The sequence below is a fragment of the Bacillus sp. FSL W7-1085 genome (assembly GCF_038595035.1).
Lineage (GTDB): Bacteria > Bacillota > Bacilli > Bacillales > Bacillaceae > Bacillus > Bacillus altitudinis.
The window spans coordinates 3227603-3242856 of the sequence record NZ_CP152000.1 but is presented as its reverse complement, the minus strand read 5'-3'; the positions used below and the strand labels follow the sequence as shown (position 1 = coordinate 3242856).

13 protein-coding genes and 1 other annotated feature are annotated in these 15254 nt (G+C 40.9%); of the genes, 6 read left to right on the top strand and 7 right to left on the bottom strand.

Going from position 1 to position 15254, the window contains the following annotated elements; translation table 11 throughout:
* Nucleotides 1–61 precede the first annotated feature (61 nt).
* Nucleotides 62–1324, top strand: coding sequence for a M23 family metallopeptidase (locus MKY11_RS16900; protein ID WP_079919135.1), 1263 nt, complete (start codon nucleotides 62–64; stop codon nucleotides 1322–1324).
* Between the two features lie 48 nt (nucleotides 1325–1372).
* Here MKY11_RS16900 and MKY11_RS16895 read toward each other — a convergent pair whose 3' ends face one another.
* Nucleotides 1373–2113 (bottom strand): sulfite exporter TauE/SafE family protein, encoded by a 741-nt coding sequence (locus tag MKY11_RS16895; RefSeq protein WP_017368130.1) that lies wholly within the window; start codon nucleotides 2111–2113, stop codon nucleotides 1373–1375.
* 153 nt (nucleotides 2114–2266) lie between these two features.
* Here MKY11_RS16895 and MKY11_RS16890 point away from each other — a divergent pair, with 153 nt between their 5' ends.
* From MKY11_RS16890 to MKY11_RS16880, 3 genes are all read left to right on the top strand, one after another.
* Nucleotides 2267–3712 carry a S41 family peptidase gene (locus tag MKY11_RS16890; RefSeq protein ID WP_041091482.1) on the top strand — a complete coding sequence of 482 codons (1446 nt, stop codon included), beginning with the start codon at nucleotides 2267–2269 and terminating at the stop codon, nucleotides 3710–3712.
* Nucleotides 3713–4056: 344 nt separating this feature from the next.
* Nucleotides 4057–4410 carry a swarming motility protein SwrAA gene (locus MKY11_RS16885; RefSeq protein ID WP_007500014.1) on the top strand — a complete coding sequence of 118 codons (354 nt, stop codon included), beginning with the start codon at nucleotides 4057–4059 and terminating at the stop codon, nucleotides 4408–4410.
* 83 nt (nucleotides 4411–4493) lie between these two features.
* Entirely contained in the window at nucleotides 4494–5666 is a 1173-nt protein-coding gene (locus MKY11_RS16880; protein WP_082515448.1) for a PDZ domain-containing protein, read from the top strand.
* Between the two features lie 9 nt (nucleotides 5667–5675).
* Here the strand turns inward: MKY11_RS16880 and MKY11_RS16875 are convergent, their stop codons facing one another.
* Entirely contained in the window at nucleotides 5676–6041 is a 366-nt protein-coding gene (locus tag MKY11_RS16875) for a winged helix-turn-helix transcriptional regulator (RefSeq protein WP_017357877.1), read from the bottom strand.
* 220 nt (nucleotides 6042–6261) lie between these two features.
* Here MKY11_RS16875 and MKY11_RS16870 point away from each other — a divergent pair, with 220 nt between their 5' ends.
* Both MKY11_RS16870 and MKY11_RS16865 read left to right on the top strand, forming a co-directional pair.
* Nucleotides 6262–6936: an NAD(P)H-dependent oxidoreductase gene (locus MKY11_RS16870; protein ID WP_035701558.1), complete on the top strand. Its 675-nt coding sequence runs from the start codon at nucleotides 6262–6264 to the stop codon at nucleotides 6934–6936.
* 91 nt (nucleotides 6937–7027) lie between these two features.
* Nucleotides 7028–7252: a binding site (T-box leader), on the top strand.
* Nucleotides 7253–7327: 75 nt separating this feature from the next.
* Nucleotides 7328–8677: an amino acid permease gene (locus MKY11_RS16865; RefSeq protein WP_008348215.1), complete on the top strand. Its 1350-nt coding sequence runs from the start codon at nucleotides 7328–7330 to the stop codon at nucleotides 8675–8677.
* A 48-nt stretch (nucleotides 8678–8725) separates the two neighbouring features.
* Here MKY11_RS16865 and MKY11_RS16860 read toward each other — a convergent pair whose 3' ends face one another.
* From MKY11_RS16860 to MKY11_RS16840, 5 genes are all read right to left on the bottom strand, one after another.
* Nucleotides 8726–9718, bottom strand: coding sequence for a glycosyltransferase family 2 protein (locus tag MKY11_RS16860; protein WP_024719910.1), 993 nt, complete (start codon nucleotides 9716–9718; stop codon nucleotides 8726–8728).
* 31 nt (nucleotides 9719–9749) lie between these two features.
* Nucleotides 9750–11864 carry a glycosyltransferase family 39 protein gene (locus MKY11_RS16855; protein ID WP_342501626.1) on the bottom strand — a complete coding sequence of 705 codons (2115 nt, stop codon included), beginning with the start codon at nucleotides 11862–11864 and terminating at the stop codon, nucleotides 9750–9752.
* A gap of 148 nt (nucleotides 11865–12012) precedes the next feature.
* Nucleotides 12013–13431, bottom strand: a complete 1419-nt coding sequence (locus MKY11_RS16850) for an ATP-binding protein (protein WP_047945637.1) — start codon at nucleotides 13429–13431, stop codon at nucleotides 12013–12015.
* Nucleotides 13428–14114, bottom strand: a complete 687-nt coding sequence (locus MKY11_RS16845; RefSeq protein ID WP_025208049.1) for a response regulator transcription factor — start codon at nucleotides 14112–14114, stop codon at nucleotides 13428–13430. Before MKY11_RS16845 ends, MKY11_RS16850 begins: the two co-directional genes overlap by 4 nt.
* Nucleotides 14111–15094 (bottom strand): YncE family protein, encoded by a 984-nt coding sequence (locus MKY11_RS16840; RefSeq protein WP_144679143.1) that lies wholly within the window; start codon nucleotides 15092–15094, stop codon nucleotides 14111–14113. The genes MKY11_RS16845 and MKY11_RS16840 overlap by 4 nt, the downstream gene beginning before the upstream one ends.
* Nucleotides 15095–15254 lie beyond the last annotated feature (160 nt).

Genomic DNA, 15254 nt, shown 5'->3' with positions numbered 1-15254 from the left:
TGATCCAATTCATCCGGTCGACTCTTCATGTCGACAGTTGTCATGGGAGGGGAATATCGTTTTGAAAAGAAAGCTGATGATGGCTGGAATGGCAGCGTTTATTGGAACAACGTGGCTATACATTCCAGGGAACGAAAATCGTGCATTCGCATACGAAGACCTAGATCAAAAACGTCAACAAATTGAAGAGAAAACATCGAAGACTGAATCAACCTTGAAGAAAAAGAAATCAGAACTGGCAAAGCTTGAAAAGAAAGAATCAAAGCTCAAGCAAGAAATTGAAAAAATTGACCAAAAAGTAAGTGCCGCAACTGAAAAAGTCGCAGAAAAAGAAAAAGAGGTCAAACAGACGAAACAAGAGATCAAAAAACTAAAAAAAGAGATTGAAGTCATCAACGAGCGAATTGAAAAGAGGAAAGCGATTTTCAAAGATCGAATTCGTTCTATGCAAAAAAGTGGCGGTACAATCAACTATTTAGATGTGCTGCTAGGTGCTCGTAGCTTTAGTGATTTTGTCAGTCGTGTGGGAGCTGTTACAACCATCGTTGAAGCAGATAAAGACATGATTACAGAACACGAAAATGATTTGGAGCTAGTAGAGCAAAAAGAAGCAGAGCTAAATAAACAGCTAAGTGGACTTGAAACATCTTTGAAAGAGCTTGAAACGTTGAAAAAGGACCTATCTAAACAGCAAAAAGAAAAAGGAAAAGTCCTTGGTCATGTAACGGAAGAAAAAGAACATGCACATGATGAACTAGGAAAGCTTGAAAATGAACAAGAAATTCTAGCGAATCAGAAAGCGGCGGTAAAGTCTGAAGAAGCACGCCGTCAAAAAGAAGAAGCGAAGAAAGCAGAACAAGCAGTTGCTGAAAAAAGTGCACCTGCACCAAGTGGAGGATCTGATCAAGTGTCAGATACACCAGCAAGTAGCTCAGGTTTCATTAAGCCAGCTGCAGGCCGTTTCTCATCAGGCTTTGGCGGACGTTCTGGCGGACAGCACTACGGATTAGATATCGCTGCAAAGGGCACTGTATCTGTCGTTGCAGCCGCATCTGGAACAGTCACGAACTCAAGCTACTCGTCGAGTTATGGAAACGTGGTGTTCATTACACATAACATCAATGGCCAAACGTATCAAACGGTATACGCTCATCTTTCAACTAGAAGTGTGTCAACAGGTCAAAGAGTCGAGCAAGGTCAATTCCTTGGATATATGGGCAACACAGGTCAGTCTTATGGCCAGCATCTTCATTTTGAAATTCATAAAGGATTATGGAATGGCGCGAAATCAAATGCAGTCAATCCAGCGCAATATATCCGCTGACAAAAAGCCGATAACAGCATGTTATCGGCTTTTTTCATGTAGATGAAGTTAAAATAACAGCAGTAATCCGGCAATAATAGGTGTTAAAAGCACAGCGGATTTTAAGAGAGGTTTCGGCGCAAGGCGTGTAAATTTTGCCCCAATAAAAGCCCCTAATACGGTACCGATTAAGATCTGAACGAGCAGGATAAAGTCAACATAGCCTTCTGAAATATAGCCAATTCCACCGCCAATAGAGATTGGAATAATCACTAGCATCGTTGTGCCAACAGCTTGTCTAATAGACAGCTTCAGCAAAATCAAAAGCCCCACTTGAATAAATGGTGCTGATCCGATACCGAACATCCCTGAAAGCATCCCTGATACAAGGCCTAATATAATGCCCCTGATCAGCAATTGGCGTGAAGAAAGCGGCTGCTGCTCAGCATCTTCTTTTAGGACAAACAATTTGATCATCATAAAAACAGCAGATAAAAAGAGCATACCAGCTGTTAAATAGTGCAGGCTATCCTCTGGAATAAAAGGAGCCACTTTTGCTCCGGCAAATGAAGCAATACAAGCTAGTGCACCGACAATCAAACCTGATTTGAGCTGGATATTTCCTTCCCGGTAGTGGCTGTATGCACCAGATAAAGTCGTAAATGCCATAGCAGCTAAAGATGTCCCAAGTGCAGTATGGATTGGTACATCAAAGATTAACGTCAGCAATGCGATGACAAAACCAGCCCCGCCAGCTCCTACAAACCCTAGTAAAATTCCTAATAAAAGCATCGTCAATATAATATACATAGCGAAGACTCCTTCTCGATCGTAACAAAATAAAAATTACACCTATTGAAATGATTAGTCAAGCCTCCTTAGGAGAATGTCTTTACATGAAATCCCTTCTTCTGGCATATAATAACTCAGGTCATCAGGAAGAGTTGAAGAAGGAGGCCAAATATGAAAAAACAAATCGCATCCATCATGGCAAGTGTCATTCTCATCATCAGTGCAGGGGTTATGACGCATAAAGAGGCGACTCAAGCGGAGTCACCGAAAGCGGCTGCAGTGGCTGGACAAGCTCAATCAAGTGATCGAGCGAAGGAAAACGGAATGGAGAAAATTGAGAAAGCCTATGACCTCATTTCGAATGAATATGTAGAGGAAGTGGATCGTCAAAAGCTGCTTGAAGGTGCCATACAAGGAATGCTTTCAACCTTAAATGATCCGTATTCAGTATACATGGACAAGCAAACCGCAAAGCAATTTTCGGATTCACTTGATTCCTCATTTGAAGGAATTGGGGCAGAAGTTGGAATGGATGAAGGAAAGATTATCATTGTCTCTGCCTTTAAAAAATCCCCTGCGGCAAAGGCGGGTCTGAAACCGAAAGATGAAATCATCAGCATTGACGGTGAGTCGATGAAAGAAAAAAGCCTAAACGATGCTGTACTGAAAATAAGAGGAAAAAAAGGAACGTCTGTCGCCTTGAAAATCAGACGAAATGGAATTGAAAAAGAGCTAACATTCCATATCAAACGAGAAGAAATCCCGCTTGAAACCGTAACGGCTTCAATGAAAGAGGTCAATGGTCATAAAACAGGCTATATTGCGATCTCTAGCTTCTCTGAAGATACGGCGAAGGATTTCACGGCAAGCTTGAATAAGCTCGAGAAAAAGGGCATGGAAGGCCTTGTGCTGGACGTGAGAGGAAATCCTGGCGGCTATCTACAAAGTGTGGAAGACATTTTGAAACATTTTATCACAAAGGATCAGCCATATATTCAAATTGCAGAACGGAATGGCGATCGAAAACGATATTTTTCAAAACGAAAAGAACAAAAACCATACCCGGTCAATGTCTTAATTGATAAAGGAAGTGCATCCGCTTCTGAAATTCTGGCTGGTGCCATGAAAGAAGCAGGGAAGTATGAAGTGGTAGGTGACGTTTCCTTTGGTAAAGGGACTGTGCAGCAGGCGGTACCAATGGGAGATGGGAGTAACATTAAATTAACGCTGTATAAGTGGCTGACACCGAAAGGGAATTGGATTCACAAAAAAGGCGTTGTGCCGACGATTGCGATTCATCAACCAGATTACTTCACCGTCGGCCCGCTCCAGCTGAAAGAACCGCTTCAGCTTGATATGAACAATGAAGAAGTCAGACAAGCACAGACATTGTTAAAAGGGTTATCATTTGACCCAGGCAGAGTAGATGGATATTTTGACGAAGAAACGAAAAAGGCTGTACTCGCATTTCAAAGCACATACAATCTCGAAAAATCAGGTGTGATTGATTTAAAGACAGCGAAAATGATGAACAAGATGGTAGATGAAGTGAAATCTTATGAAAAGAATGATCTTCAGCTACAAACTGCACTAAAAGCACTATATCTCAAAAAATAAAGAGGCGAATAAATGCCTCTTTTTTTTGGTTCATAAGTGTTACGAACATGTAATAATTTATTCTTAAAAATATATTATATCGAGAAATATATTCATTTATTTTACAAAAAACATAACATTCCTTCGAATTTACCCGATAACATATTTATATAAGAGACTTTCTGTTGATTTAAACATGTCATGAAAATGAAACTTTTGAAAGTTGTATGTTACATAAATAATTCTTACAATAAAAAGTAGCACTCATTTTAAATATTTTATTTTTTGCGGATATTCAGCTTAAGCATTGAGCTGTACCGAGGTTTGCGCTTTTCTTAAAAGAACTAGTAAATGGGGGTACACAATTGAAAAGGGCAAGTATTGTGAGAGAGAAAAAATATTACGAGTTGGTAGAGGAGCTTAAGAGTCGTACGAAAGATGTGACGTTTTCGGCTACAAAGGCATTAAGTCTACTCATGCTGTTAAGCAGGTACTTGGTCAATTACACAACGGTAGAATCAGTCGACGAGATCGATGAAGACTGTGCTGAGATATACTTCAATTATTTAATGGATAATCATAAGAGACTTGGTATAAACTTAACCGACATCAAGAGGTCCATGCAGCTTCTCGGCGGCATACTAGATGTAGATGTAAATCACTATTTAAAAGATTTTTCACTGTCGAATGTCACACTTTGGATGAATCAGGAGAAATAAACCTGATGTCAAGCATCGATTTATTTGATAGAATAAGAGAAAATGCTTGACTTGGGCGGTGAACGATAATGAGCTCGGAGTGGATGGGAGCCGGATTAAAAGCGGTCGGTCTGTTTTTAATCCATCCTCTTTTTTATTTTATGATATTAATCAGCCTATTATATGGCTACATCCGCGTAAAGCGGGAGAGAAAAGCGTTTCAAACAAGAATAGAAGATGTTTACGATGAACTGAAATTTACATATTCAAAGGGATGGGTTCCAGGAATTTGTCTATCGATCATATCTGTAGGCTTAGGGATTTCCCTTCCGCCTGGATTCATCGTGCTGATTGCAGCGATGACCATCGTTTTCTCTTTATTCTTTAAGGCGAGTGCGCTTTCGTCTGCATACACACTCGGTTTCAGTTTTATTGCGGCATTTGGACTGATGTCTGTTCAAGTGAGCCATTCTTGGCTGCCGCAGCTTTCAATGATGAATGCATCAGCCGTTGTGATCCTGTTAGGGCTACTGTTAATGACCGAAGGCATCTTAGCCTATCGAACGGCGCATTTACGTACATCGCCTGCAATGGTGATGAGTGCGAGAGGACTTTTGATCGGCCAGCAGCGAGCAAACCGTCTGTGGCTTCTACCACTTGTTTTGCTGATGCCGGCAGGTGAATGGACTTCTTCTCTGCCATGGTGGCCTGTGCTTCAAGTGCACGATCAAAGCTTTTCATTTATTGTGATCCCGTACATCATCGGCTTTGGCCAGCGTATTCAAGGATCGCTGCCAATTGTGAGTATTCAAATTACGTCACGCCGAATAATGATGCTTGGTCTAGTTGTTGCTGCAGTAGGTGCGGCAAGTATTTGGTTTGAGCCGATTGCGTGGGGAGCTGTTGTTCTAGCGATTGCAGGAAGAGCCTTTTTATCATGGAAGCAGAGGGCGAATGACAACGCTGCACCATTCTTTTTCTCTAAGCGGAATCAAGGGCTTATGGTGCTTGGTATCATTCCGAATACCCCTGCGGCTGATTTAAAGCTTGAGATCGGAGAAATTATTACAAAGGTCAATGGAATCGAGATCAAAACCGTTTCAGAATTTTATGAAGCACTACAAACCAATCGTGCTCTGACAAAGCTTGAGATCATTGGTCTCAATGGTCAGACAAGGTTTGAGAAACGCGCCTCCTACGAAGGGGAGCATCACCAGCTTGGTATCCTGTTTGTGAAGGACGATCCACAGCAAGAGCCCACGGCGATTTCATCTTAAAAAAAGCTGCTAGAGATGGCAGCTTTTTTCTTTTGGGCGCGTTTCTCTTCCATAGGATTCGCCCCATTCACGCATGGCAAAGATAATGGGCTTTAACGTATTTCCAAGAGAAGTCAGTGAATACTCGACACGAGGAGGAACTTCCTCATAGACTTCACGGTGAACAATCCCGTCTTGTTCAAGTTCTCGTAATTGCAACGTCAGGACACGCTGCGAAATTCTTGGCAGAAGCCGGCGTATTTCGTTGTAACGCTTTGGACCGCAAGTCAAATGATAAAGGATGACGCCTTTCCATTTCCCTCCGATGACATTTGTAGTGATAGACACGGGACAGCCATGATTCACAATACTGACTGGATTGGATGGTGCACTCATCTCAACATTCCTTTCTTAAACGAAAATGGTCATAAACGAACATGTTTGTACCTAACGAACAAAAATGTGCGTACTTGAATCAATGAAAGCTTTTCTTTTACCATAGAGATAGACATCACACATTCGGGTTGTTTGTTTTCCTATCATAACAATTTCTATTAGGGAATGGAAAGAAATTGGATTGTGGGAACACACCTGTCCATTAGAAAGGATGAATAATATGCGAGACAAAGAGCTATTAAAAAAAGAAATCATTGAGGCGTATGAATTCCGTCATGCGACAAAAGAGTTTGACCCAGCGAAAAAGATTCCAGAGGATGATTTTGCATTTATTTTAGAAACAGGAAGACTTTCTCCAAGCTCTGTAGGGTTTGAGCCTTGGAAGTTCCTCGTTATTCAAAATGAAGCATTTAGAGAAAAATTAAAAGAGTATACATGGGGGGCGCAAAAGCAGCTTCCAACTGCCAGCCATTTTGTGATCATCTTGGCAAGAACAGATGCCCGCTATGATTCAGCATATGCAGAATACATCAACAAGCAAATCAAAGGAATGACAGACGAAACGTTTGAAATGGTCAAGGGGCGCTACAGAGAATTCCAAGAGAACGATCTTCATCTACTAGAAAATGACCGTACATTATTTGATTGGGCTTCAAAACAAACGTATATTGCCTTAGGTAACATGATGACAGCTGCGGCACAGATCGGCATTGATTCATGCCCAGTTGAAGGATTTAGCTACGATCACATCCATCGTATCTTAGAAGAAGAAGGGTTACTGGAGGATGGTCAATACGACATCTCTGTCATGGCAGCCTTCGGTTATCGTGTCACTGAGCCAAAACGCGGCAAAACACGTCGCCCGATGGATGAAGTAGCTGTTTGGATTCGTTAATCGCTGTTTGTCTGAAAAAGGCTGTTGACAATTGCGTGGTTAGTCAGTATATTTAAAAAATAAAATCTTTGACGAATATACAAATTTGACTATAAACGCTTTGACTTGAGAATAGTAAATGAACATCCGTTTTTTAAGAGAGCTGCGGGTCGGTGCAACGCAGTAAAACGAATCATTGAACTCGCTCAAAGAGCGGTAAGACTGAATGAATAGTAAGTCTTTACGTGTGACCTCCGTTATCGGGTTTTAAGTTGGATTCAGCCATGGCTGAATCAATAAGAGTGGTAACGCGGTTGCAAGGTCAGTCGTCTCTTCCAGGAGATGGCTGGCCTTTTTATATGCTTTTATCTCATATTTGTCTGAAGATTCAAATTTAAAGGAGCTATAGAAAATGGAAAAGGAACATGTGCAGTTAAAACGAACAATGACATCAAGGCATATTATGATGCTTGCGCTTGGCGGTGCCATCGGTGCTGGTCTGTTTAAAGGAAGCAGTTCTGCCATTGATATTGCGGGTCCTGCTGTCATTTTGGCATACATGATTGGTGGTCTTATTTTATTATTTATTATGCAAGGACTTGCCGAAATGACCGTTGCACGACCTGGAGCAAGAACATTCCGTGACTTGATTGAACCTGTGTTAGGAAAGTATCCGGCCTATTTCTTAGACTGGATCTATTGGAAGATGTGGGTGCTGAATATTGCAGCAGAAGCGATTGTGTCGGCCATCTTTATTCAGTACTGGTTCCCACAAGTGCCAATCTGGATGCTTGTGTTAATCATTTCACTTGTAGTCACAATCATTAATGTTTGCTCAGTCAAAATGTTTGCTGAGACAGAGTATTGGTTGGCTTCTATTAAAATTGCTGTCATCATCTTATTTATTATCATTGGATTTACCATGCTATTTGTCTCATTCGGACAGCATGCAGCACCTGGATTGTCTAACTTAACGGATCACGGTGGATTTTTCCCAAATGGTACTGGCGGATTAATTGCAGCAATGCTGGTTGTCGTGTATTCATATGGTGGGACGGAGATGATTGGGGTCACTTTAGCAGAAACAAAAAACCCTGAAAAAGTCATCCCAAAGGCCATTCAAAGTACGTTTGTACGCATCATCGGTTTTTATGTACTGCCGTTCTTTATCATTGTCAGCTTAATCCCTTGGAATCAAGTCAACAATGAGCAAGTAAGTCCATTTGTGACAGTGTTTGCAACAATCGGAGTACCGTATGCTAGTGACATCATGAATGGTATTATCTTACTAGCGATTTTGTCTTCTATGAACTCTGGCTTGTATGCTTCATCACGGGTGCTTTATACACAGGCAATGGATGGCCGTGTATGGAAAGGATTCTCCAAGCTGTCAAAACAGCAGGTGCCTGTTCGAGCCATCCTTGTATGTACATCTACCTTGTATGCAGCTGTATTGATTTCTCTTTTTGTAGGAAGTCAAACGTTTAATTACTTAATGGGCTCTTTAAGTTACACAGTTCTATTCATCTGGTTTATCATTGCCGTCGGTCATTTGAAATCTCGAAGCGTCGCACAGCCAGGCGGATATCGCGTGAAGCTGTATCCTTTCACAACGTGGTTTTCCGTTATTGCGATCATGGCCATTTTTGTCGGCGTTGTATTCAATACACCAATTGTTCAAACGCTGGTCACCATGGGCATTTATTTAATCATTACACTTTCTTTCTTTATTAACAGAAAACGGTTTGAAACAGCCGTCTAATTTATTAAAAAGCGTGCAGGACCTTCTGAAGGGTCTCGCACGCTTTTTTTAATGCTGTTTATATTGCTTGAAGTGGACAGGGGATTGAACGGGATGTGGCTTTGCCTGAAGGCCATAGCTCTCCCTGACGATATAAAGCGGCCGGTCCTTGGCTTCATCGTAGATTCGGCCGATATACTCCCCAATCATGCCTAACATAAAGAGGATGATCCCGCTAAAGAATAGCTGAATGACAATTAATGAACTCCAGCCGGTGATGGTGCTGTTTGTAAAAAGCTTTAAATATAAAACTAGAAACATCGAAATGAAGCCAATAGCTGAAAGGGCAATACCTGCCACGCTGGCTAGCTTTAAAGGTTTGTAAGAAAAAGATGTGATCCCATCCATCGAGAGCTTGAGCATCTTTTTGAGAGGATACTTTGTTTCTCCTGCCAACCGCTCATCTCGAACATATTCTACCGCAATCTGTTTGAAGCCAACCCAGCTCACTAATCCGCGGACAAATGGGTTTTTCTCGCGTATTTTTCTCATTTCATGACACACTTTACGATCCATCAATCTAAAGTCGCCGGTGTCAATAGGAATATCTACTTCGGTGATTTGACGTAGCACTCGGTAGAAAAGGGAAGCCGTGTACTTTTTGAAAGCTGTTTCACCTTTTCGTTGCGTGCGGACTGCGTATACGACCTCATAGCCTTCCTTCCATTTTTCAATCATGTCTAAAATCAATTCAGGTGGATCTTGTAAATCCGCATCAATCACTACGACAGCTTCTCCCTTTGCATAATCCATTCCCGCTGTAATGGCAATTTGATGCCCAAAGTTACGAGAAAAATCAATAAGTCTCACATGCGGATCGGTCTGGCAGTACCCTTTAATCAGTTCAGCTGTTCGATCTATACTGCCGTCATTGACGAAGAGAAGCTCATATGCTTCTCCCGTCGAATCCATGACGGTCTTGAGGCGCTGATACGATTCATGGATCACAAGTTCTTCATTATACACTGGGACTACAACAGAGTATTGTATGTTCTTTTCCATCAGTCATCGTTCCTCCCTTTTAATAGATGAATTAATCAACGGATAGTTCATAAAGAGTACCGCTCTCCATTCCGCCCATTCGTCCATTTGACTGATCATTTTGTTTTGATTGTTGGCTGTCTGTTTGCTGATTCGTTTTGGATGTAGAGCTGTTCTGCCATTTAGAAGCAGATACTTCTTTGCCATTTTTTTGAATCCAAGTGAGAATGTCAGAGCTGCCGCCTCTCATACCAGAAAGATAGAAGTATTTGATTTTACCGTCTTTAACGAGCTGTTTGAATTCATTAAGCGTGAGAATGTTATCAGATCCACTAAATCCACCTAATGCCATAACAGCTTTTCCTGTTTTAATAATGTAAGGCGAAGCAGTGGTTGCATCTGTTGTCCCGAATAGGAATTCTTCTCCCGTATTGTTTTTCTCAAGATAGCTGATCAGCTTTTCATTGACTTGTGAACTCATGCTGCCACTTGAAGTTGCAAGCTGAGGACCAGCCTCTGGCAGCATACTGTTTCCTCCGTAAAGAAGAGGTGTGCTTGCCCAGTATAGGGGTGCGATCAGCATCCCAAGGATGGCAATGAGAGACATGAATTGTTTTAGTTTTTCTTTCCCTTTTATCAAAAGAAGAGAAAGGATCGTTCCAATACCAATGATACCGACTGCAATGCTTAATCCAAGACCGATGGTGCTTGTAAATGTGGATAGGATAAAGATTTCAAATGCGGTTGTGACGAATATCGCAGTTGGCAGTAGCCATTTTTTAAAGCCAGTTCCCGTTTGAAACAATTGAGTCATAGACACCCATCCGGCTCCTGCTAATACAGCAATTGGCGGTGCCAGCATGATTAAATAATAGTGATGGAAAAATCCTGCTACACTGAAAAATGCAGCAACAGGTATAAGCCAAGCTAACCAAAATAGTGTTTCTTTTTGTTTTGTATTGAGCCGTCTTCTTTCAAAGGCTGTCGAGAAGAAGAGACCAATCGCACCAAAGAGCGCAAATGGAAGCAGCCAGCTGATTTGATCGGACAGTTCAGATTGGAACAGACGTAATGGCCCTTTTGTTCCTGTTCCAAACATGCCAGAACCATTTCCCATTTTTCCGCCCCCGCCATTTGGCGGTCCATCACCATTAGCGCCTGAAGGCATATCAGGTGGTGTTGTGCCGTTTGCATTGCTTGGTGGTCCTTGCATTGAAGGCTGTTCCTGACTGGATGATTGGTTTGAACTGTCTGAGTTGTTTTGAGTTCCATTTGATGGCGGCTGAGGCATGGTGGATGAATTATTGTCATTTTGCTGATCACCCTGCTGTGAAGGTGGCTGTCCCTCACCCTGATTTGTGCCGCCTCCTCCGCCAGACTGTTGACCAGTCAACCGCTGCAGACCATTGTAACCAAAGGCTAATTCTAGTGCTGAGTTCGATTGACTTGATCCCATATAAGGACGATTGTCTTTGGAAGTGAGATCAACCGCTATAGACCATGAAGCAGATACACCTAAAAGAACAATCATTGAAATCATCAGCGATAACAACTTTTTCTTCCATGTCGTTCGATAGGCAATGATGTAAAACAGGACGAGAGCCGGTACAATCATATACGCTTGTAGCATTTTTGTATTAAAACCGACACCGATCATTGCAAAAGAAGCAATCGCCCAAAGCACTTTCTGCTGTTTCACAGCCTTGAACATCATGGCTGTTGCGAGTAAAAGAATAAAGACGAGTAAGCTGTCAATGTTATTTGTACGAGATACAGCAACTGCGATTGGTGTACACGCCATAATAAGCGCTGACAGTCTTGCAGCAGCCTGGCCAAATGTAGGTTTAACTAGGCGGTAGATTAAATAAACAGATCCAATGCCAGCTAAAGCTTGGGGTAAGATCACACTCCAGCCATGCAGGCCGAAAATTTTGGCACTGATCGTTTGCAGCCAGAAGGCGAGCGGTGGTTTATCAACCGTGACATAACCTGAGGGATCGAACGAAGCAAAGAAGAAATTATGCCAGCTTTGCATCATACTTGTGACCGCCGCTGTATAATAAGCGTTCACCGTATCGTCGTTCCAAATGTTATAAATGTTTAAAATGGCAGATAAAATCAATATGAAAAATAAATAAAGATCAAATTTCTGAAAGCGTCTAATCAAAAGCTTGTCACTCCTTTTTCTTAACTTGAAAAAAGTGTAACAAGCAAATATGAATAAATTGTTAATAAAAAAAGGCCAATTCTTTATTTTTCTGTTGAATAAAAACAGCTCTAGAAAAGAGCTGTTTTGTTTAAGATGTCATCTTATTTTATGAGGAGACAGGCGGAGTTTCAGTGGTCTCTGCACTTGGTAATTGTATAATAGCGGTCGTACCTAGGCCTTGTTCAGATTGAAGAACGAACGTGCCACGATGTTTTTTTATAATTTGATAAACAATGGCTAGTCCAAGACCAGAGCCGCCATCTTTTCTTGTGCGGGCTTTATTCACTCGATAAAAACGCTCAGAAACATGAGGGAGATCTCCTTTTGGAATTCCGCTGCCTTCATCTGTAATTCTCAATTCAGCAGTTTGTTGGTGAACGAATAATTCAATCGAAATCGATTTTCCTGAAGGCGTGTAATGGATGGCATTGTCCAATAAATTACGAACGACTTGCTCAAGTCGATCGCTATCACCATAAATAATACAATCCTCTTCGAGTTCGCGGTTGAACGAGATTCTCTTTTGACTAGCAATGAATGTCATTTGATCAAGAACATCATGAATAAGCTGCGCAAAGACGATCGGCTCCATCGTTAGTGGGTAAGATTCCCCCTCTAACTGTGCGAGATCAAGAAGGTCATGTACGAGCCGGCTTAATCGTGTGGATTCGTCTTGAATAATCTGCATGCCTTTCTTTTGATCAATAATGCCTTCTTCAATTCCTTCAGCATAGCCTTTCATATAACTTAAAGGCGTTCTCAGTTCGTGGGAGACATTGGCAAGGAACTCTCTGCGATGCTGTTCAACTTTTTCTAAGGTAGAGGACAGTTTATTAAAGGAACGGCTCAGCTGATTTAACTCATCCCCTTTTTTGGTCACAGCCATGCGTTTTGAAAAATCACCAGATTCCATTTCCATTGCAATTTCTTTCATTTGATTGATCGTCCTTACGACTTTATTAGAACTTTTATATCCAATAAAGAAAATCAAAAGCAGGATAATTAAAATAGAGATGCCAAGTGTTAATCGAATTTGAACAAACGGTTCATACACATCAGATAAAGGCATAGAGAGGAAAATGGTTCCTGATAAATCATTTTTGTTTGAGAACACAGGGATGGCAATTCCGAGAATATCTTGATGAAACTGGGGGTGTTCTCTAATTAACACAACTGTTTTCCCCTGAAGAAGCTTTTGGCGTTCTTTAAACGTAATGAGGTTATCGTTTGTATTCGTATCGAAAGGAATACCGCTTGAAAGCTCCATAGGATCATCAGTAAAAATAACACTTGCCTGACTTGAGTCATTTGCCCACTTCATTCTGTCAGTAAAATATGTGTCTTTCCCGTGTTTGTGATAGATTTCTGCCAGCTTCTTTCCTTGTAAACTTAAAGAGTCAATCTGTTTATCTATATATAAGTGCTGGTATAAGTAATAAGTCAGGGCAAGAGCTGAGGCAGCAACGATGCCTATAACGGAAAGGATTAAGAAAAGCACTTTCCTTTTAATAGATAATGGCTTCATTTGTCCTCCTCAAACTTATAGCCGACACCCCAAACGGTCTTAATATACCGTTCCGCTTCCTTTAATTTCAGTCTTAGTGTTTTAATATGTGTATCGACTGTTCTTAAAGAGCCACTAGGTGAGTGTGATTCCCACAATTTTTGATAGAGCTGTTCACGGGAAAAGACTTGGCCTTGATTGAGCAGAAGAAACATAAGTAAATCAAATTCTCTTCTTGTTAAATTGATGGGCTCTTGCTTGAGATAGACTTGTCTGCCATCTTGATCGATCTCCAAGTCACCAATCATGATTCGACTGCGCTTTAAAGAAAGACCTCTAATTCGTCTTAATGTCGTTTCAATTCTAGCTGCAAGCTCACGTAGACTAAAAGGCTTCATGATGTAGTCGTCTGCTCCAATTTCCAGCCCCTTAATGCGATCCTCTTCATAACTTCTAGCTGTTAAAAATAAAATGGGGATTTGAGAGGTTTGCCTAATGCGCTGGCAGACTTCGAATCCATCCATATCTGGCATCATAATATCCAATACAACAAGGTCAATGGCCTCTTTTTCAAGCTGATGTAAGGCGCCCGTGCCATTATTTGCAGTTATCACGTGAAAGCCTTGTCTCTGCAAAAAGGATCCGATTAACTCAAGCATATCTAATTCATCATCTACTATTAAAATATTCATCTGTTCTTTCATTTCTTTTCCTCCAACATGATAGCATAAGGTCCTGCTGGGATGTTCAGTCGGTTCTTCAACATAAATGTATGTTTGTCGATGACGGATACTGAATTGTCATCTAAGTTACTGACATATATAGATGAGGAATCAGCAGTGATATAATTCGGATTTTGACCGGTCTCAACAGAGGAAAGCAGTTTGTTTTTCTCGGTATTTACTTTATATAGTGTATGGTCTCCATGACATAATACATATAAAGTAGAAGAGTTTTTTTCTGAAAAAAATGCGACTGGCATAACACCTAGTTTGATTTCTCGCTGTTTTTTACCTGTTTTAGGGTCGTAAGCAAAAATGCTCTTATTTAATGTGCCCGGTTTACCGTGTCCTCCAACCCAAATGGAATGCCCATCAAAATGAATGCCAGATGGCCGTTCTAGGACGGAAATCGTTCGTATCTTTTTTTTCTTTTCAATATCAATGACTGAAACAGAATGACTTTTTGCATTTAAAACAAACAACGTTCCAGAAGAAGACAACGCCATAGAAGAGGGTAATGTCCCGGTCTTCACAGTTGCTTTAATTTTCTTGTGCACTGTATCGATAAAATAAACGACATTTTTCTCTGAATCGGTCACAAGTAAAGTGTTGGTATCCGCATCATACGCAAGTGAAGTCAGACCTTTATTCACATTCATATAGTCCGCTGCTGTTCCTTTTTTTAAATTGATTTCTATAAGAGATTGTCCTTCCTTACTTGATGCAATGATCACGTCTTTGTTGATGTGAACAAGATCAGTGAGAGGATGTTTTAAATCAACGGAAGAGACAATTTTATTTTTTTGTAAATCAACGATTGAAAAGGAGGCTTTTTTTAGTTGAGAAATGACAGCAATTGATTGAGAGCTGCCAGGGGGCGTAAATTGCTGGTCTTTTCCGCAGCCTGCTAGGAAAAATAGTAGAGCTGGCAAGCATATTAAAAAATATTTCACTCGTTTCATCCTTCTGCTCCTTTGGTGCTCTATTTTCAAAAAGCATAACACAAAAATTGTGAAAAAAAATCGAAGTTATGAATGCTGGAAGATATGAAAAGAAGTTTTTAGGTGGGGAAGTAGAGGTAAATGAAAGCTGAAATTTCTTTTTCGTCTATTTATATGACAT